This is a genomic window from bacterium, from assembly GCA_021108215.1.
Lineage (GTDB): Bacteria > Oederibacteriota > JAAXVQ01 > JAAXVQ01 > JAUVAV01 > JAIORK01.
Genome location: JAIORK010000034.1, coordinates 1 through 21,847 on the forward strand (window position 1 = coordinate 1; position 21,847 = coordinate 21,847).

General features: G+C 48.5%; 10 protein-coding genes. 8 read left to right on the forward strand and 2 right to left on the reverse strand.

Annotated elements, in window-relative coordinates:
• Nucleotides 1-133 precede the first annotated feature (133 nt).
• A complete protein-coding gene (locus tag K8S19_07845) occupies nucleotides 134-538 on the reverse strand; it encodes a hypothetical protein (GenBank protein MCD4813587.1) in 405 nt (134 codons plus the stop codon).
• Nucleotides 539-758: 220 nt separating this feature from the next.
• On the opposite strand from K8S19_07845, the gene K8S19_07850 reads away from it, so the two are divergent.
• The 4 genes from K8S19_07850 to K8S19_07865 all read left to right on the forward strand — a co-directional run bounded on the left by K8S19_07850 (nucleotide 759) and on the right by K8S19_07865 (nucleotide 14,631).
• Nucleotides 759-1,904 (forward strand): response regulator, encoded by a 1,146-nt coding sequence (locus K8S19_07850; protein MCD4813588.1) that lies wholly within the window; start codon nucleotides 759-761, stop codon nucleotides 1,902-1,904.
• 216 nt (nucleotides 1,905-2,120) lie between these two features.
• The gene (locus K8S19_07855) at nucleotides 2,121-2,999 is read left to right on the forward strand and encodes a prolyl oligopeptidase family serine peptidase (GenBank protein MCD4813589.1); all 879 of its coding nucleotides are present in this window, start codon (nucleotides 2,121-2,123) and stop codon (nucleotides 2,997-2,999) included.
• Nucleotides 2,999-3,679, forward strand: coding sequence for an HAD family phosphatase (locus tag K8S19_07860; GenBank protein ID MCD4813590.1), 681 nt, complete (start codon nucleotides 2,999-3,001; stop codon nucleotides 3,677-3,679). Before K8S19_07855 ends, K8S19_07860 begins: the two co-directional genes overlap by 1 nt.
• 470 nt (nucleotides 3,680-4,149) lie before the next feature.
• Nucleotides 4,150-14,631: a hypothetical protein gene (locus K8S19_07865; protein MCD4813591.1), complete on the forward strand. Its 10,482-nt coding sequence runs from the start codon at nucleotides 4,150-4,152 to the stop codon at nucleotides 14,629-14,631.
• Nucleotides 14,632-14,743: 112 nt separating this feature from the next.
• Here the strand turns inward: K8S19_07865 and K8S19_07870 are convergent, their stop codons facing one another.
• Nucleotides 14,744-15,382 (reverse strand): hypothetical protein, encoded by a 639-nt coding sequence (locus K8S19_07870; protein MCD4813592.1) that lies wholly within the window; start codon nucleotides 15,380-15,382, stop codon nucleotides 14,744-14,746.
• A 440-nt stretch (nucleotides 15,383-15,822) separates the two neighbouring features.
• Here K8S19_07870 and K8S19_07875 point away from each other — a divergent pair, with 440 nt between their 5' ends.
• The 4 genes from K8S19_07875 to K8S19_07890 all read left to right on the forward strand — a co-directional run bounded on the left by K8S19_07875 (nucleotide 15,823) and on the right by K8S19_07890 (nucleotide 21,811).
• A complete protein-coding gene (locus K8S19_07875; protein MCD4813593.1) occupies nucleotides 15,823-17,826 on the forward strand; it encodes a hypothetical protein in 2,004 nt (667 codons plus the stop codon).
• Nucleotides 17,827-17,915: 89 nt separating this feature from the next.
• A complete protein-coding gene (locus tag K8S19_07880; protein ID MCD4813594.1) occupies nucleotides 17,916-20,186 on the forward strand; it encodes a T9SS type A sorting domain-containing protein in 2,271 nt (756 codons plus the stop codon).
• 70 nt (nucleotides 20,187-20,256) lie between these two features.
• Nucleotides 20,257-21,159 (forward strand): PorV/PorQ family protein, encoded by a 903-nt coding sequence (locus K8S19_07885; GenBank protein MCD4813595.1) that lies wholly within the window; start codon nucleotides 20,257-20,259, stop codon nucleotides 21,157-21,159.
• Nucleotides 21,160-21,271: 112 nt separating this feature from the next.
• Nucleotides 21,272-21,811, forward strand: a complete 540-nt coding sequence (locus tag K8S19_07890; GenBank protein ID MCD4813596.1) for a PilZ domain-containing protein — start codon at nucleotides 21,272-21,274, stop codon at nucleotides 21,809-21,811.
• Nucleotides 21,812-21,847: the final 36 nt, after the last annotated feature.

Sequence of the window (21,847 nt, forward strand, 5' to 3'; positions counted from 1 at the left end):
CAAAATTAAATTGGGAGAAATATCCCCGGCTTTTGACTAGATATCCATTACCATTATGATCCGTGATCCGGGACGTTGATTAGTATATTAGTATAGGAATTTTGTAAGTGGAGACCAGAATCACCTCATCAGTTTACTCTTCCACCTCTATCACCATACTCACCTCATCCTGATACCCGCAACTTTTACACAAAATCTTAAAATCCTCACCTGCGAAGGGCGGGGTATCGGGGGCCAGGGAGAGATCCGGCGTTCCGTCGGACCGGAATACAAAGCGTTTTACTTTTTTCGATCCGCAATGCGGGCAGCGTTTGTAGGGGAAAGGCTCGCCCAACGCATCCAAATGCTCCTCAATGATTTTTTCCCGGAATAAATCAATCACATTGGTCAATCCCAGCTTTTCCCTGGCATCATTGAGGACAAACTGGCGCGCGTCATGGGTTAGTTTGTCAAAAAGTGCTGTTTGGATATTTTTTTCACGGCGGAAGAAAAAATAAGCGATTCCCCAGCCCAGGGTAAACATAAAAATGAATTCCACGATGAACACCTCACTTGATTTCGAATAACTTGATTTTCGCACAACCGCAATGTTTGGGATAGTCATTTAGCAGGGGCACGGTGTGATGCAGCGCCTGCGGAGATATAATTCCCCCTTTTGAGTTTAGTTTTTTGACAGCCTTGACCGATACTATCGATGTTTCAAGGCATTTTGTTGAAATGATGTGTCTTTGTATGCTTTGGGTATTTTTCAAGGAGTCATGATGCCAAAGATTTTAATTGTTGACGATGATGAAGTCGCATTGGCCACAGCAGGGAAGATACTGGAGAACTGCGGCTATTCAATTGATTTGGTTCAGAACCTATGCGAGGCAAAACAGCGCATCTCTCAGACCGAGTATTCGGCGGTGATAACCGATATGAATATGCCGGATGCCAAAGAGACCTCAGCGATTGAGGTCTTGCACCAGCTCAAGTGTAACCTGGAAATTATTGTGGTTTCCGGTTATGGGACATTGGATGTTGCGGTTAAATGTATGCGTGCCGGTGCCAGTGATTTTCTGATCAAACCGGTATCACGCAATGAACTGGTTGATGCAATTGAGCGCGCTGTGGGACGCAAGGAAATCTCCCGGGAAAATGTGATGCTGCGCGGACTCAATGAGATGAAGGATAAATTTCTCACCTTAGTCTCACATGAATTGCGCACGCCGTTGACTCTGATTTACGGGTATCTCACCATTTTGCAGCGCCAGAGCGCCTCATTGAGTACGGATCAGGTGGATTTGCTTCAAATTATTATGAAATCCAGTAAACAGTTGATCAACATTGTAAACAATATCCAGACCATTGCGCAGGCGGATTCCGGGGAAATGAAGATCCATGTTCAGTCGGTGCTGCCCAGAAAACTGCTGGCAGATGTCTTGGCAGAGATGAAGGCGTCTATCAGTCAGCGCAATTTGGATATTCAGTTGGAAGCAGGCAAGGAACTGGAACCTTTTGCCGGGGACCCCATTCGTTTACATCAGGTGATTTCCGAATTGGTCCAAAATTCCATTCGTAATACTGAGGATGGCGGCCGGATTATTCTGGGCACGTTTAAGCGCGGGGAAAAAATTATCTTGTGGGTACGCGACACTGGCATCGGCATCCCGGCGGAAGAGCAGAGTAAAATTTTTGAACCTTTTTATGAAGTGGCCGATGTTAAGCAACATACCAGCAGTAATTCCCGTTTCGGCGGCGGCGGTATCGGGATCGGACTGCCGCTGGTCAGGCGGGTAGTGGAGGCACATGGCGGGACGATTGAACTGGACTCGACGCCCGGCCGAGGGACCACCATTGAGCTGTTCATGCCGGTTGGCACTATTGCGCAGAACACACCTGAATTTACCGACAAATTAGATTAATTTTTTTTCATTCTTGTTTAAATGAAGTAATCCAGTACGTGATAATGCCGGTTTTTTTAAAAAACAAGCATTCCAACCGGCATAGCAACAGGATGTTTTGTGAATTAGGTCAGTAGTGATTTTTTTCGTTTGTTATTCTTATAACTCCTTTTCAAATTGTCAGATGAGTTTTTTCATGCTAGAATCGCCCGATTTTACAGACAAGGATGGCAGGTCATGGCATTGCGTGTGTTGCTTATCGTTGGTTTACTGGTTTTTTTAAGTTTGGTTTATATCGGGCTGGCTTTTGTCATGGCACTGATGCCGGGCAAAATCGTCTCGACTGTGACGCCGGCAGATTTTGGCATGAGCTATGAACGTGTGACACTCGATACTGAAGACGGACTCCAGTTGACCGGGTGGTTTATCCCCAATCCGGTATCCACTGCGGTGATCATGGTGGGACATGGGTATCCTTATGACAAGGGCAACATTTTCCCCAGTACAAGGTTTTTAGCCGGGCATTTCAATTTATTTTATTTCGATTTTCGCTATTTTGGCGAGAGCCAGGGAAAATTCACCACATTTGGTCTGGATGAACGCAAGGATATCGCGGCGGCCATGACTTATCTTAAGCAGCGACCGGGAATTGATGCCGGCCGGATCGGGCAGTTTGGATTTTCTCTTTCCGCAGCCGCCTTTATTCAGGCGCATCATTCGGATGTGCAAGTCATGGTGCTTGATGCGCCGTTTCTAAGTCTGGATGCCATGATTCGGGACCATTACCGCTATTTGATCGGACCCTTGAAATTACCGTTTGTAGTAGTCTCGAAAGTGTATGGCAGGATTTTTTTAAAACGCAATGTCGACCAAGCTTCTGCGTTTCGGGAGATTGACGGACTGATTTGTCCGGTGCTTTTTATTCACGGTGAGAAAGACAGTCAGATTCCGGCCTGGCATTCAAAAAAATTGTACGAAGCCTGTTCGGCGAAGGAAAAGGATTATTGGTTGGTCCAAGATGCTGACCACGGCGAGACCCTGGTCCGCGATAAAGCTGTGTACCAACAGCGTGTCAGTGATTTTTTTAAAAAATATTTGGATGTGGAGGCGAAGTGATGCAAAGCCAGATGGACGCAAGCACGATCACGCTTAGCAAATTGGAAGCTGTTATTTTTGATATGGATGGTGTGATCATCAATGGCATGCCGTATCATGCACAAGCCTGGCAGGAAACATTTCGCTCGGTGGGGTTGGAGATTACGCCGGAAGAGGTCTATGAACGCGAGGGTGAGGCCGGACCGGCAGCGGTGACGCATTTTTTGAATGAACGCGGCATAAATGCGACGCTGGAACAAGTCAAAGAAATGATCCGAAAAAAAGAGACACGGTATAAAGAAATTGCCCGGGTCGAGGTTTTTGCCGGAGTGCGCGATTTTCTCGATGCCCTGCATGCGCAGGGGAAAAAACTTGCCCTGGTCACCGGCACGGCACGGCATGAACTGGAGATCAGCCTGCCGGAGGATATCAAACAACGGTTTGAGATTATTATTACCGGGGATGCGGTCACGCGGGGAAAACCTGATCCGGAACCTTATCTTAAATCTTTGACTGCACTGGGGATTACACCTGATCAGGCGATTGTGATTGAAAATGCGCCCTTGGGTATCCGGTCAGCCAATGCAGCCGGCATGCGTTGTCTGGCAGTGGAAACATCGCTGTCTTGTGAACGTTTGACCGGCGCACTGCGTTGTTTTGACACGATTCAGGCATTGGCGGCATTTTTACTTTCAACCTGATTTTGTGAAAGTTGTTGACCGGAGACGACCTGTCGGGAGTTTTATTAAATAGTCGATACTGAAAAAATGTCTTTTCGGTCATTACGGGCATAATACTCAAAAAATTAATACTTTTTGAGTATTATGCCCGTAATGACTATTGTTGTTTTTTCAGGATTGGATATTTGCCAGTATTTATTATTTTTTTTAGGCTATTGTAAAGAAACGGGAATTCCATCATGAAATTCTTGGGTTGCCAAAGAAATCTGCTTATTTTATAATCCTATTTAGTAAAACATGGTTATTTCAAGGGCGAAAATATACGATAATTTTACACGTATAATGTTTGAAAATCGAACCAATCCAACAATAACATTATAAAATAATGGTTTTTTGACAATCGGACCTGCACGGTTTGCTTGAAAAGCAGTTTATCTATGCTATAATTTTCATTATTATATACAAAGTAAATAGTATTGAGAAAGAAGCCTATGCAGCAGATACGCCAGCCAAAAGTGGGTCCGATTCGCTTCTTGCAAAAACAGCAGCATAAACTGTTTCTGCGCACCACTGCGCTTATTTTATCCATACTTTTTCTCCTGCCTTCATTCACCTGGGCTTTTGAAACAGCCAACTATGCGGTACATCAAACCGGGCGGGTGAATGTCCGGCATCTGGGAAAATCCCTTCACCTGCCGGAGCGTTATGCACAGATTGACCGGGGATTTCAAGGGAATGACCGTCTGATTATTCATATCCAGGATTTACATTGCCATTACGAGGTACAGAAAAATATTGCCGGCGTGATCCGGTATTTGGCAGAGGAATACAATTTGCGTTTGGTTGGTGAGGAGGGCGCGTTTGATACTGTGAACCTCACCAAATTAAAATCATTTCCATTAAAAGAAGTCAGAGAGCAGGTTGGGGACTATTTTGTTCAACAGGGGAAATTGACCGGTGCGGAGTATTATACCGGCACAGCGGAAAAGCCGGTTCGGTTGGAAGGGATTGAAACCCCGGCACTTTATCTGGCCAGTGAGAAAGTGGTAAAATCTTTCCTGAATCAGGAGACACTGGGTTACTGTTATGATCTTCGCGAGCAGATGGATCTGCTCAAACCAACCATTTACAATTCGGCGTTGGCTGCTTTTGACCGCAAGCGCGTCGCCTATCGACAAAATACAATTGAATTGACTGATTACTGTGGTTTTTTACAAAAACAGGCGGGGAAACACAATCTGAGTTTTTCGCGTTACCCGAATATCACCGCGTATTTACAGGTCAAGTCTCCGGTCTTCGGACGCACGGTTGATGCAGACGCTTTTTACCGGGAAATCGATGCCCTGGACAGTGCGATACGGCGCAGTCTTTATACCAGCCAACAGGAACGCGAATTGGATGATTTTTACCATCGTCTGGATATTATTGAGAAGCTTTTAAATATTTCAGTCACGCCTTTCGAGCTTGCGGAATTTAGGAATTTCAGGTCCGCTTTTTTCATCGAACGCTTTACCCGGTTTATTGAACAAAATGTTGCAGGCGATGAGTATCATCTGGACCATTCGGTGTTTGAGTTGGACAACCATCTCAAGACAGTAGAAGATTTTTATCAGATGGCGCAGGAACGGAGCGTTCATTTTGTAGATAATCTTTCCCGGAAGATGGAACAGCAAAAAGAAAAAATCGCGGTCATGATTTCCGGCGGTTTTCATACCAATGAAATTTTAGCTGAACTCGAACGGCGGCGTTTTTCCTATGTCTCGGTGAAACCGCATTTTTCCCGAAATGATACTGTCAATCCTTATTTTAGTCTGTTGCAAAACCGGCAAACCCCGCTGGAAAAATTGTTGGCCAAAGATCAGAATATTCTGGCCTTGCGGACATCTTGTTTGGATGGGACCTATGCGCCGGATGCGGTTGTGCCCCTGGCGGAAATAGCCGACCTTCGGCAGCGGAATTTTGCCGCCAGGACGGAATTGATGCTGGAAAATGCAGCCGCAGTTGCCATGAAGATACGCGGGCTTTCATCCCGGGAGATTATCGAAAAAGTGGGAAGCCTATTACAGGGCTATGCCGCCAATGAGGCAGGTGTGGGGATTGACCTGGGTGAAGGCTTTGAGGAAAAAAATCGTGCGCTGGCAGATCAAAATTTGCTGGTGATTTCCAACCATCTGCGTGATGCCGATGGCGAAGCGGTGCAAACGGTTGCGGTTTGGGATCAAGCCCTGCCGCAGATAACCGAAATGGCAGGCAAGATTGAGCAAATTGATATCCGGAATAACCATTTTCTTTTTCTGCATGCCAATGCAGTCAATCAGGTGGTGGCCAAACTCCAGACCGCCCGGCAGCAGGGGCGGGTGTTGCAACGATTGGCTGCCGTGCTGCGAACAGGTCTGAGCGTACCGGTCCAATTAATCCGAACTGCGGGACAAAAGCGCTGGCAAGTACTGCGCAGTCGTGTTGCGGATTTTTTTGCAGCACCTGTCAGGGAAGCCGTCCAGGCCGGTTTGATTGGCAAGTACCGGGTTTTATCCGAACCGGTGTTTGATGCGGAAAAAGAGAGCGTCAGTTTTCAGGGATTCCATATTGAAACTGAAGCATTGGAGACGGTGACCCTCCGGGCAACCGTGATATGGGATGATCCGACTGCCTATCTGGAAGGCAAACTGGCCGTGCTGGATGAATGGCATGAGATGGATTCTCCCTTGCTGGAGAGAAAGGCGCTCGGTCTTTTGCCGCGTATCGCGGACTGGCTGGCGAATCAACATGAAATCCGGAAGATACTCATCCTTGATCCGGACAATCCCTATGGGATTCAGGGCATCGGTTCGGAAAATATGGTGGCAGTTTCCCAAAAACTCCAGCATGAACCCATGGCCTGGGTGCATGAAGTGCTCGAAGCCATGGTGGCATCAGGTGTGATCGGGATGGATGAACTTTTAGGTTATCTTGAGGACGATACCTGGTTTCGGGAAAAGATGAAACAACCGGGGCGCAGCAATCTGGAAAGCCATTATGCCATCCGGGCGATTCAGCATGAACTCAACGCCGGATATAATTACGATCTCAGCTACAATCTCAAAGGCAGGATGCCCCGCCAGGATATTTTAAGCAAAGTTAATGCTGCGGGCGTCGCGCTTGCGGATATTTCCGATGAGTTTTATTTTCAGCGTAGACAAGTCGCGACACTGGCAGAGGAGCAACAGTTGTTGGACCGGATGATTTCCCGTGCCCGGGAGCAACAGGAAGATTTGCAGACTGGAAAAATACGGGTGGAGCGGATGCTGGCAGAGGCGGAACGGAATTTTCGCACCAACCCTCTGCAATTGGATGCGGCGGAAAACCAGATGCGCAGCCGCGTTTTACTGGGGCGTCTCAGGCCAATGGATGCGGCCCTGATTTCAGAAATTGTGACATCCAGACTGGTTGCGGCTGTGTTGGAACAGGCGAAGACGGGCAGTGTGGATGGGTGGACCGAATTTCTACTGAAGCAAGGTATTTTTGAACTTGATTCGAAGGTTTACAATCAGGTGGTTCATGACCTGGGGCGGATCGTGGTTTTACGCCGGGAATTGGATTTGGAGCAACGACGTTTTGTATGGCAGCAATTCAAAACCCTGGTAGAAATGAATGGGCCGATTTCACAGCAAACATTGCATCACATGGCGGTTTTTTCCCGTAAAGGGTTGGGACGGAGTTTTATCCAGACCCGGAGCTTGGATGAGACGGGACGTTTTGAGCGCGCACTCATGAAAGATTATTACAGCCTTTTGATGAAACAGGATACGGGTAATTTGTTTGCCGGGGACCTCACGGTCATACTTGGGGAAGCGGACCGTGTCACTGATTTGACCCTTGGGGTGTTGGATATTTTGCTGACGTACCGGGCTGAAATAAATCGTCCCTTGGCTGATCGGGTTTTAGGGAAACCGGCCTGGCTGGCAGAAGTTATTCTGGACCTATTGGAAAATACGCCTGACTTAGACGCGCGGCGCCGGCTTCTGGTTTTTCTTGAAGGATTTTATCCCTATATCACGACGCCGGATGTTCATACACGTATCACAGAAATGATAAAGCCCCACCTGGAATTGACCGGCGGCCGATTGAGCAATGCCGCACGCTCTTATGAACTTGCCGAATCGCGAGGGGATATGGATTCTTTTTTGCGTGTATCTGATTGGGAAAATGAAATGAATTTGCTGGCAGACTACTACAGCGGATTGTTGAGCCTGATCGGAACCATGGCCATGGTCTCGCAGGATAACAGTTTGTTGGACTATTTAATTGATATTGCCCGGAATGATTCCTGGCATCCTTATGTACATGCTGCGATTGACAGCGAATTGGAACTTTTTATTGATGATGGACACGCATCCATCATGACGTTTTACAGCGATCAATTGACAAAAGACTGGTCCTTGCAGGATAAAACCCGGTTGCAGGAATTGCTTTTGGATGAAGCCGCTGATCAGGCAATTTTACGTTGGCTGGCGTCCCTGAAAGGACGGACCCGGGCCGGTGCCTTATTGCTGGCGCGGCATCAGATGCGTAAAGCCCTGCTGGAAAAAATACTCTCGCCGCAATCAAAACTGGATGATCGTCTTCGATTGAGTGCATTGGTGATGTATAACAATCACTTTGTTACTATAAACGAACCGGCAAGTCAGCAGGCATTTTTTGACATCTGGAATAGTTTTGAAGGTCCGGCAGGAAGCGGGATTGATACGACGGTGAAGCGGTTGGTGGCGGATAATCAGCATGTCATCGGCATGGTTCGGGATGTCTGGCTCCAGGATGAAATTTTGAAACCGTATCTCATGGCTTTGATGCTGGATACTGCCAAACATAATCCGCGTATGAAAGTTTCTCCGGTTGACATGCAACGCATGACCGCCCAGTTGGCACTTGCCAAGATACAACCGCACTTACACAATGCCTACACCTCGTTTGACATTGGAGGGCGTATGCTTATCGATGCACCCGATCCGGCCCAGTATCTTTTTTTGGTGGCCAGCCACGAACTGGGACATGTTTATTTGGATCATTTTGTGGATTTCTACGGGGGTGATCACCAACGGATTGATCTCATCCTTCAGGAACATTTTGCGGACCTGATGCCGGACCAATTCGCCAGACGGCATGGTCTGGATATGGCTTATTATCGGCGGAGTATGGCGTACGATCGTGAATATAAACAAGTCGTATCACGCGGGTTTGAAGCCTGGGAAGAACATTCCGGCGGCCGGGCGATTGTACGCGTGATGGAACTGGCATTTGAGGAATTTGGGATTCAAGCTGAGATCAGCGAGTTGGTTGAGGTGGAACTGGATATTTTTACCAGTTCGCAAATGAGAACTCATCCGATGAATCCGGAAGAGTTTGTCTATAGCGTTGTACAGCGGTTTATGAAAATTCAGGCCGTCGCGCAGCCCGGAAGGAGTGCCGGTAAACTATCAGGAACAGATCCGGTGCAAAGGAGCATCAAAAAACAGATGAACCGGGCACAAAGCCGCAGGATTCCCAGCGTTTCGGAGTTGGTGGCGGCGATGAAAAAGTTTTCTTTGGGCGGGATAATGCCATGGCTTAAAACACCCGTTGTGCAATGGCTGGGTGTGCGAGAAAAGACCTATGACCGCTGGGTGGCCTGGGTGGCGGAGAACAGCCTTGCTTTGGGCCTGGGTGGCGCGGTTGCAGTGATAGCTGGTGCTGTGATTGGCCTGGATGTTTCGCAGATGCTCAATCTCGGTTATGTGCTGGCCTGGCCGGTATTTTTTGGTCTTCATTATATCAAAGCGGACGGTGAACGCGCACCGCCTGCCAACCGGATCATCGCCGGTGTGATCGCCATCATCAATCTTTCATTTATGTTGACATCCGTATCCCTGCCGGTGATTGTACTGGGTTCGTTCATGACACATTTTATTGCGAATCAGGCTGCGCCGTTTTTTACGCAATTATTAACCGGGCAAAAGAAAAGTGAAGGTCCAAAAGCGCCCGTATCACCGCTTGCCAAAGTCATTGTTGATCGCAAAGAAGTGGTGATTGAGCATAGCGGTCAGCGCTGGGTATTTGAATACAAACCCATTGCGCAGAGCAGCCGCAAGGGTTTTAGTCTTAATTATTATGGATCAGGCGGGCAATGGGATGACTGGTCCGGTGTGCCGGATATTTTTATTTATCATCAAACCGACAAGAAGAGAAGCGGACGTCCCGGTTTGCGCGGTGTGATGATCGGCGGTTGTGGTGATTTGAGGGGGAAGGGGTTTTTTCGTCCAGTTCTGAATCTTTTCTTTGCCCAACATCCTCATGTTCGTGTCACGCATAGCATGGTGGAAAACCTCTTTTTAATTCATATACTGATCGCTGAGTATGGTTTTGGGCCTGAGCAAGATACGAAGCCCAATGCCTGGATCAGGATGATCTCAGACAAGGAACAGGCGCAAGGCGAGGTTGCTGCGGAAGTTTATTTTGAAAACAAAAAGGACAGGCAATTTTTTATTAAAAATGCTCCGGGTACCATCAAGGAACAATACCATATTTTGGATGAGCGCACTGCGGATTTTCAACCCATTTATTATCAGCAGACATTGGTGGTTAAAGATCAGGGAAAATTTAATAAGGCCATTGGTCGTGTGTCTGTTGATGTGATAGAACCTTATCAAGACGGCGGAATAGGCGCTTCCATATTGGGACGGGGAACGCTACGTGAAGCGGTGGCGCCTTTGTGGGAGGAACCGGTGTTCCGGTATTTGCCCTTTGCCGTACCTGCCTTGATGAAAGGCATCAGCCTGCCGGGACTGCTGAACCTGGGATGGGGTGCACTCGGCAGCATGCTGGGGTTTTCTACTGTGGTATTTGCGGGCGCACACATTGTGGCGCAGTGGATCGCTCGCGCTAAAAAAGCAGTGGGTTGGCGCGCACTCTCGCCGTTTGAATTTCTGAAATCACAGTACCGTACTCGCGAAGATATTAACACTTTTGGCAAACATATGATTCATGCGGTTCTTTTTACCAGCATCTATACCGGCATGCTTGCCTTGAGTTATTTTATCAATCCTGATCTCGGCACCCAAGTTTATCATCTTATTGCGCTTACCAGCAGCATGGCGGCACACTATGGTTGGAATGCAGCGATCAAGCGCGGCTGGCTGCCCGACTGGGCCATGACTGCATCCATCAAACCGGTTGATCCGGCATATAGACCGCAACTTGATTTAACAGTTAAAAAAGAAGATGACCAACAGAAAAAGAAAAAGAAAGAAAAAGAAACACCGGCAAAGCCGGACCGCTTCACCCTTTCGCCGGAAGCAACTTTGATTGAACAATTATTAGTTTTTGAAACCCGTCAGGCTGCGATTGCCGAATTTATCCGGCAAAAACAGATGCAGCCTAAAATTTTTAAAGGGCTGGCCAATATCATCAGGAGTGCCAATCCGGAATTGCAACAGGCCGGATTGGAAATCGTTATTGCGATGGAGAGTTTGGCAGCGGATCGAACCATTTGGCAGGCAATTGAACAAGTGGCCGGGGATGTGCAGATCGACGGCCTGGTCCGGGAAATTAAGCAGATTGTATTTGCAGGCAGGGAGTTTTTGCCGGCCGGAAGCAAAATGCCCAAAGGTTACGGCGGGATTATGCCATTTATGCGCAATATTTTTGTGCGTTTGGGGATGCAGCCGCAGACTTATGACCGCTGGGTGGCCTGGGTCGCGGAGAACAGTATTTCGATGGTGCTAGGCGGCGTACTTGCCCTGGCAGCCGGTGCGGTTAGTGGATTGGATTTTTCAACCACGGCACAGCTGGGGTATGCATTGACATGGTTTGTCTTTTTTGGCTTGCATATTATAAGTATTCGCGGAGAACGCGCACCGCCGCTGAGTGTAGTCGTTGCCGGGTTCATCAGTCTTGTGAATATGGCATTGCTCACGACGTCGTTTGCTTTTCCAATTGTGATTGCAGGTTCTTTCCTGGTTCATTTAGTAACCAATGTAATCGGTGTACCGGTTGCACTGGCAGTGGTGAAGGTTTTGCGCAAACAAGGAGATGTTTTACAAACCGGCGAAGAAACGCGTGGAGATTTTTTTATCGGTAATCAGGATTTGCCGCCCGGTTTGGGTGCAGATAAGGTTATCAAGGTCAGTAAAGTTGATTTGAAAAAATTACCTCCCGGAACGCTGGTGCGCTATTTTATTGATAATGCCAAATGGAGTTATACCTTGAAAATACTTGGCGAGGGGCGGGTGGGTATTTGGCTGCGCAATGACCGGGGGATGGTCAATGCACCGAGTGACCGGGTCGGTCAATTGCCGGTGAAAGATACCGGTGAATCCCGCGGGATTTTGGATGAGAACACGGCTGCGGTGATGCCTTATTTTAACCAGACACCGGCTTTTGAAGGCAAGCAACGCTATTTGGTTGAGATTTCACCATCAGGTTATTCCGAGGTGCCGGAAAAAATAACCGTCCAGCTTCCGGCAGGAATCACGTTGGAATCACTTCCGCAAACAGCACTTCGGGTTATTTCCGCGAGAGAAGATGCGAACCGTCAATTACAGAAGACGATTAGATTTGCAGCCCAGAATATTCAATTTATTTACCGCGACCGGACGTATCCGGGAGCGCCGGGTTATCCTGCCTATGCTTCGATTTTAAAAACACTGGAAAGCGAAGTGGCTCAGGCAATTGAGAAACTGAATCTTGGGACGGATTTTCTGGAAGCAGCCATTGCCGCGGCCAAAAAACATTTTAACAATAGGCCATTTGAAGAAAAAATCGAGGTGGCTTTCTTTATTAAATATATTGAGGACCAACTGGCGAGTTCAGATAAACCCGGAACAACGGGCCGGAAAAAAGCGAAAACTTCAGATAAGAAAAAGTCCGGTACGTTTGCCCCCAATACAAACATTTTACAGCGGAGGATTTGGCTCGACCGGTTGCCGTTTATTCGCCGGGGGTGGATGTTTATGCTGGGCTCGACTGTAGGGGTATTAGGGGCACTATCTGCAGCCGGGAGTAAAACCACGGTTTTGAGTGAGGAAGCGATTAATCAGCATCCTGTGATCAAGACGGCTAAAAGAGCATATTTCCCGGAAACGGATTATACGGTTGTCCGGTTTGCGCCGGAGCAGGTCACAATTCGCCAATTGACGATGGAAGTTGGTCTGTTTAATTATTTCCGCGGACTGCTCTGGGGGCATTATCAGGAAGGTGTGCTCAACCGTGAGGGGCGGCCCGGCCCGGTGGTGTACCTGCCAAAAAGCGTGCTCAACAGAATTGTCCGACCGCAGGAGGGGTCGCAGGTAGGGAAACGTAATTTGGATATGCTGGCCAGGCTGCGCTTGGGACATATGATTGAATACCAGAGTCTTCAATATTATACAATGACACGGCGTGATGCTGCTGCCGCTGCTTGGGGATTGGATGCATTTGCTGTGATGCGCTGGGCTGAGCCTGGATCGTCGCAAATGGTCCGGGGGGAGATCGCTGTTCAGGATTATTTTGCAAAGAGCGGGAACAGTCTGGATGTGACGGCCGATGTCTTGACGCTGCTGTATGCCGACTATCTGGCAGAAGCACAGACAGTAGTAAAAGATTTGGATGCGGTACCATTGATAACAGGATTGGAAACTGCGATGGCACAGTTGCAGCAGCAGGGTGCCAGGATGGGTATTCAATCCGTATTGCGGGCAATTCAAACCAGCAGTGACGCTAGTGTGATGAAAACCTTTTTGAATGAGGCTGAAACCCTGCCGGACAAGCAAACGGGCCGGTTGATGATTAACAATGCACTTGATGTTTTGGTCAGACAACAGGGCGGCCAGGCGGCAGGGAAGTCTGTGCAAGCAGCGGGACGTTATGCTGAAAAACTGGACCGGATACAGCAAGTCAATATTCTTGCTATGAAAAACACAGCCCAAGCCATGCTGGGTCAAGTTGAGATGGTTAGCCAACAACTGCGCAGCAGCAGTGTTCGGCATATCACCGGGGGTTTGTTGGAGCGTTTGGCAATGTTGGAAAATGTACTCCGGAAAACAGCGGATAGTCAGGCCGGCGGCGAAGTCGCTGTGATTGCAGGACCGGAGGTTGTGATGCTGGCCGGTGAGGCACGCCGTATTTTAACCCGGCAGATGTTGATGGATTGGAAAATGGGAGAAGAATTTGAAAAGCCGGTGGTTGCTTTGACAGCACCGCGCTGGCAGCGCTTGACAGTGCAGGGACGGCAGTTTGCCTGGCGCAGTATTATGGAAGTTGTCAGCTCTCAAAAAAGTATTCAGACGATAAAAAAACAATTGGTGGAAAATCAGTTGCCCGCGCATACTACCGCCAACCGGTTTGATGGTCAGGTGCACAGACTGCCGGAAACGATCAGCACCCAAGCCTTATCGCTACCGGACCGAATGCTGATGTGGCTGGCAGGCCTGCTGCCGCTGCAACTGACAGCCCGGCTTCATCTGTATGTTCAAAACCGCCGTCCAACCGCTTATTTGCAAAGGATGCTCACAACCTTGCCAACGGCATTGCGGCAAACGCCCTTGGTTCAGGAATTATTGCGTGAAGGCTCCCCGGTTCGGGACGCGTATTTCTTTGCGGCGATGACAGCGTTTCGAAATGCAAAACCGTTGGCAGATAATCAGCTTGAATTTACGCTCAGTATGGTCCGGTTTATGCGGGAAAACCAGCGTGCCTCGAATACAGAAAACGTCACAAATATGCTGGCATTTTCACATTTGGTGGGTAGCATGCAGTCCATGGTTTCGGTGGAGATCGCGGAGCATGATCGTTTGCAGGTTATTGCTGAGACCATTACCGTGAAAAATATCCGTGTACCCGTCTTGCTGCTGGGCAGAGGACGGAGCGGCGCCTTGGGTGCGTTGACGGATATGATTCATCCCATGCCGTTTGTTCTACAAGAGGATATCATCCAGCGTTTCCGCAGAAAAGGTTTCCGGTATTCATTCAGCGGCGCGGCGTAATCGTTTGGTTGTAGAAGAAAGATGACGGCAAATTCGGTTTTTCACAAAATAAAATCCCCGCCCATAAGGACGGGGACTTTATTTAATATTATTTGATTTCGTTAGAGATAGTTTAGGCTGTTTTGCATTCCAGGCGGGCTACGCGTTTCTCAAGCATTTCAAAATCATCATAGGACACTTTCCGGCGCAAATCCGCCCGGATGGCAGTTTGACCCTCATGGAGCAAAGCAACTTCGCCTTTTAGAGCAGTTTGACCCTTATGGAGTAATACGACTTCGCCCTTCAAAACAGTTTGTCCTTCATGGAGCAAAGCAACTTCGCCTTTCAGAGCAGTTTGACCCTTATGGAGTAATACGACTTCGCCCTTCAAAACAGTTTGTCCTTCATGGAGCAAAGCAACTTCGCCTTTCAGAGCAGTTTGACCCTTATGGAGTAATACGACTTCGCCCTTCAAAACAGTTTGTCCTTCATGGAGCAAAGCAACTTCATGTTTCAGCGTACTGGAATCCTGCTTTAGGACGCCAACGTCCTGTTTCAAAACGCTTACATCCTGTTTCAGAACACTTACATCCTGTTTCAGAACACTTACATCCTGTTTCAGAACACTTACATCTTGTTTTAGGTCACCTACATCCTTTTCGACTTTGTCAAAACGATAATTCATGACTTCTAAGAATTTTTTCTGATTGTCCTCGAATCTTTCCACAACAACTTTAAATTCATTCATGGTAATTTTTCCTTCTTCTGACATTTTTCACCTCCAGTATTTTATGCCATTCCCAAAGGAATTGGCAACCCTAATTTTATTTGACTGAAAAACAAGGAAATACTTGCGGGAGAAATGAAAAAAAGGCTGGTTGTAGTCAGTGATATAGAGTTTTGAGTTTAGGTCTTTGCCTCTGGATTTTACCTTATCAAGATTTTTTCCGTGCGCTCCGCCGGTCCTGCGATTCATCTGATTTAATATCAAAGAGCAGGGTGAACATCGTGGTAAATTGCTTTTATGTTTTTTCCTTGATATGCCACTGAGAAATCCCTGTTTTTAACTGCGTGACATGAGCGGGAAATTGAATAATTGACTCTTTTTTGTAAAGTGTGATAGGGTTTGCATACAGATAATATTTAACAATATATTTCATCAGTACCATCCCGGCGCATGGCAGTACTTGACGTATTTTCCAAGGAGGCCTTATGTCACACCCGATTTTACTGGTTCTATCCACCCTGTTTATCGCTTCATCTTTACAAGCTGCTCAAATGGTCGGAAGTACCCCTGGCAATGGAGGAGACACCAATCCTGCTACGTTTCACTTTGATAATAATAATGTAGATTTTCAGATGACACGCACGGACGGCACTGTCATTGCCCAAGCTGACGTGCCTTTGCTTTATGGCACGGAGATTGTAATTTATCAAAACGGACAGGACTATATAACCGCCCGCAATCTGCAAGTCATGGGCGCGGACCTGTCCGGTACTCAGATGACGAATGCCAGCTTTCCGCCAGCTGGTTACGTGGCCATCGATCCGACCACGGGCCGGTTTAAATTCGCGGGCGTGTGCTGGTACGAGATTGTTCGGTTGGATAATTCCCCGGCCTATACCAGCTGGATCGGCCAGGTGGATATTAATGATCAGAACGTGGCGGTGTGTGAAGTTGGAGAGTACCCATCTTTTGGCGTGAGTCATAGTTATTCCAGACACTATACGCCCACCACGGGGTGGAGCACGGCCGAGGTGATTTGGAATACATCGGATGCCGATAGTGTTGTAATAGGATTGGATGCGCAGGGCAAGGTCTTGTGCACGATGATGGTGGATATTGCCGCCGTGAACAGACTCTATACCACCGTGTACACGCCCGGATCGGGCTGGAACTCGCCCGGAAGTCTGGACGGAGGGAGCCCGGATAACAACCAAACACCCGGATTGGCTGTGAATCCAACCGGGGACGCTGTTCTGGGTTTTCTGGAAGAACCGGGTTCATACAGTTACCCTTATGGCAATCATTATATTGCCAATGTGGGCTGGGAAACCAACGTCCGGCTAGACAACCTGGTCAATACCACGTCGGCTAATAATGTGAAGGTCGATATCAATGCCCAGGGGGATGGTATCTGTGTCTATTGGGCGCCGAAGTTTTCCGGGCTCGGCTATAATATTTACAGCAACCACTTTTTAAAATCCAGAGGCGGATGGCAGCCCCAGACCAGTGTGATGGCGATTTCCAATTACTATTTTTGGTATCCGGATGTGGCGATTAATGACCAGGGCGACGCGATTTGCGCCACTTTCGCGTCTGATGGTGGCGGTGGAAGTTATATGTATGCAAGCCATTATCAAGCCGGGGTGGGATGGCAGCCGCCTCAGCGCGTGTATACGTTTGTTGATCCGCCGGGGACGTCTTACTATGTTCCCCGGCTGGTGATGGACAATGACGGAAACGCATTTATTGTCTTTGGCGATCAAATCAACAGTACGATGCGTTTGCTGGCCATGCAGTACTCACCCGCGCAAGGGTGGAGTGGTCCGGTTTATCTGAACAGCGCGAGCGGCGGTGAAGTGACCAATTCGGGACTTGGCATTGATATGGATAACTCGGGTTTTGCGGTATGCACCTTCGCGCAAAAAGAGACGGTCGCCAGCAGCTATGGGCGCATCATGGCGAATTGGTATCATCCCCAGGACGGCTGGCAGGGCGCGCAGTTAGTGGATAAAACCGATGCGAACGCGTCGGTCAGCCCGGTCAAACTGAATCAACAGGGCCGGGGCATCATGGGTTTTGCTCAAAATGACGGTTCGTACTACCGGGCTTACGCGCGGTTTTTTGAAAATGAAATTCCAGGAAACAATGTCCAACTTAAATACGCCTATATCCCCACAATGCCTACACCCACCCCGCCACCCACCAGCAATACTATTGTGGTCACCAACCGTAAGATCATGCCCTTGAGGGGTGAAAAAACCGGCATCCAACTGGACATGGTCAGAGCAGGCCGGGTAACCATCAAAGTTTATACACTCCAAGGACAATTAGTGAAAACCATTGTGGATACACATACTCCAGCCGGATCGCATATCTGGCAGTGGGGCGCGGAAAATGCTCAAAGCGTGATTGTCGCCAGCGGTGTGTATGTGATTCACCTGAAAACACCGGATATGGAAAGCAAGGAAAAAGTGGTGGTGATAAAATAGTGACTAATGTCACTCCCCCTTCGGCCTGTCCTGGATGGTTTTGTCCAGGGAGAAGGGGGAATATACGGGGAATATGCAAGGAGGGCGCGATGAAGAAATTTCCAGTAGTTGTTGTTTTGGGAATAGGGTTGATCCTTTTGTGTGGTCCGGCAGCGGCAATCGAAGTCATTGGCGCGACGCCGGGCAATGGCGGGGACAGCTTGGAGACCACCTTCCATTTTGACGCCAACAACGTGGATTTCCAGATGACCCGGCCGGATGGAACTCCGCTTACACAGGCAGACGTTCCATTGGTGTATGGGACAAACATTAGGATATTTAATGGTGGTGTTGATCATGTCTCTCAGCTGGGACTGCAAGTTCAAGGCGCGGATTTGTCCGGTGAGAACTGGACCAATGCGGCCTTTCCTATGCAAGGTAAAGCGGCTATTGATCCGGCTTTAGGACGTTTTAAATTTTCAACTGCTGCTTTTTGGCAAGGCGTGGGCTTGATTGACGCGGGCCGGAAAGATACCGATATTCCTCAAATCGCGATGAATGAGAGCGGGAAAGCGTTTTGTGTATTTCGTCAAAGTGACGGGGCCAATGACCGTACTTACGCGAATGAATATACACTTGGCGCGGGCTGGCAAAGCGCGGGCTTGATTGACGCGGGCGCGGGGAATGATGCCTCTCACCCTCAAATCGCGATGAATGAGAGCGGGAAAGCGTTTTGCGTGTTTCGCCAAAATTTAGTGAGCGACTACCGTATTTACGCGAATGCCTATGTACCGGGAGCGGGCTGGTATGGCGCGGACTTGATTGACACGGGTGCGGGGAATCTTGCTTTTAACCCTCAAATTGCGATGAATGAAAGCGGGAAAGCGTTTTGCGTGTTCCGTAGAAGTATCGCGACCGCCCACCGTATTTATACGAATGAATATGTACCGGGAGCGGGCTGGTATGGCGCCGTCACCATAGATGCAGGCGAGGGGAATGCTGCCTATGCTCCTCAAATCGCGATGAATGAGAGCGGGAAAGCGTTTTGCGTGTTTCGCCAAAATTTAGTGAGCGACTACCGTATTTACGCGAATGCCTATGTACCGGGAGCGGGCTGGTATGGCGCGGACTTGATTGACACGGGTGCGGGGAATCTTGCTTTTAACCCTCAAATTGCGATGAATGAAAGCGGGAAAGCGTTTTGCGTGTTCCGTAGAAGTATCGCGACCGCCCACCGTATTTATACGAATGAATATGTACCGGGAGCGGGCTGGTATGGCGCCGTCACCATAGATGCAGGCGAGGGGAATGCTGCCTATGCTCCTCAAATCGCGATGAATGAGAGCGGGAAAGCGTTTTGCGTGTTTCGCCAAAATTTAGTGAGCGACTACCGTATTTACGCGAATGCCTATGTACCGGGAGCGGGCTGGTATGGCGCAGTCACCATAAGTGCAGATACGGGGAATCATGCGTATGATCCTCAAATCGCGATCAATGACAGTGGGAAAGCATTTTGCGTGTTTAGGAGCGACAACCGTATTTATGCGAATGAATATATACCAGGTGCGGGCTGGTATGGCGCAGTCACCATAGATGCAGGCGCGTTGAATAATGCCTATGAACCTCAAATCGCGATCAATGACAGTGGGAAAGCATTTTGCGTGTTCCGTCAAATATACAACGGCGACAACCGTATTTACGCGAATGAATATGTGTCTGGCGCGGGCTGGCAAGGCGCGGGCTTGATTGACGCGGGCGCGTTGAATGATGCCTATGAACCTCAAATCGCGATCAATGACAGTGGGAAAGCATTTTGCGTGTTCCGTCAACAACACAATAGCGATATCCGTATTTATGCGAGTGAATATGTGCCGGGCTCAGGCTGGCAAGGCGCAGGATTGATTGACGCGGGCGCGTTGAATGATGCCTATGAACCTCAAATCGCGATTAATGAAGGTGGGAAGGCGTTTTGCGTATTCCGTCAACAACACAATGGCGACCACCGTATTTATGCTAATAATTATCTAGGCGAAACTCCTTATGGATCAGTACAAGTTAATTATTATAAGCTGTCTGCGCCTGTGCCCACGCCTTCGGAAAGTAAAGTCGAAATCACCAACCGGAAAATTGAACCCTTGCAGGGCGGGAAAGTTTCCCTGCAACTCGCTTTGGCACAAGCGGGTAAGACCTCGATCAAGATTTATACGCTTCAGGGGAGATTGGTTAAAACGCTCAGCAATGAATATCTCGCAGCCGGGAATTATACCTTTGACTGGGCTGCGCTCAATAACGGCGGAGACCTTATCGCCAGCGGCGTCTATATTATCCGCGTACAAGCGCCGGGGGTGGACGAAACGCAAAAAGTAGTCGTCATAAAGTAGGAAACGCTCAGCTTGCGTTCCCTACGAATACCACATCGTATTTTTACGCAAGAAAAATAGGGAGGAAATCATGAAAAAAATCATGTTGGGTGTGTTCGTAAGCGCGGTGATGCTGGTCCAGACTGTTCCAGTACTGGCTGCCGGGACGTCGGGCGGGATTATCCTGAAACAAGCGGTCGGCGCGCGCGCGCAAGGCATGGGCGAGGTTTTTACCGGCGTGGCGGACGATGTTACCACACTGTTTTGGAATGTGGGAGGCTTGAGCCGGGCAAAAGGTTTTCAGGTCAATGCCACTTATCTAACTGGTTTGGCAGACTCGACGTATGAGCAGATTACCGGGACCTATCAGGCTGGGAAGCTGGGAACCTTTGGTTTGGGTGTGAACCTGCTGCAAGGCGGTATGATTACTTTGGACAATGCGGACGGCAGCACGAGCGACGTGCAGTCGCAAAGCGATTTTGCCATCAGTGCCGGTTTTGGAACGGCGATTAATAAAAAATTGGGTGTGGGATTGGGTCTGAAAATGCTCAGCAGCACCCTGGCGGAGGAGGTTTCCGCCACCGCCTTTGCCCTGGATTTGGGCATGCTTCTGGCCGTGAGCAAGCAGCTCTCCATCGGTCTGGTCCTGCAAAACGCAGGTACGGAAATCAAATATCAGGACGAGGGTGATCCCTTGCCGCTGACTGCCCGGTTGGGTGCGGGTTATCAGGTACCCATATCCAAGCAGCATAAAGGTCTGCTGGCTGTGGACTTGGTCAAATCCAATGATAATGATTTCGGCCTGCATATGGGGGTGGAGTACTGGTACGCGAAGTTGCTGGCGATGCGCCTGGGTTACAAAGCCGGTTATGATCTGGAAGGATTAACAGCCGGATTTGGTGTGCGATTTAATGTGCTGCAATTGGACTATGCTTTTGGATTGATTAGTGAACTGAATCATACTCACAAGGTGTCATTATCACTGGTTCTTTGATAAAAACCGGACTCCGGGATGCTGCTATTGCCAATGCACTTACACCCGCAATTTTCTTGCAGGCGCAAAAGCGAAGGCGTACAATAAGCCTATCTTTCATCTGGAGGCTGACATGGTTCTGAAGAAAATCGCCAAGAAAAAGACTGTTGCGAAAAAGAAGGCCGTCAAGAAAAAAACTGTTGTGAAAAAGAAACGTGTTCTCCGGAAAACAACCGCTAAAGCAAAAGTGATGGCGAAGAGTACGGACCGCCGCCAGTATCGCAGGGTGCCTTTGAATATGACGGTGAAATACAAGAGTGTGAAAAAAGGGGAGATTTCCAAGGATTGGCAAAGTACGTCTCAGGATTTTAGTGCAGGCGGTTTGTCCATGTTTTGTGCCCTCAAGCTCAGGCGCGGTCAGTTGATGATGATTAATTTATATGTTCCCAAAGGAAGAAAAAAAATAGATGTCCGGCGGCCGGTAAATTTACTAAGTACACAGAGTTCTCAAACCGCGATCCTGTCCCGGGTGGCTTATTGCAAAACAACCGGACGGGATCGTTATCAATTAGGGGTTGAATTTTTGGATTTGGATAAAGAAAACCGGAAATTGCTTAAAAAATTTCTTATTCAAAGCGATTTATTGAAGTCATCATCACGCATGTATTCCTGATTGAGAAATCGGATCGGTGTTGGGACGATAAAAATT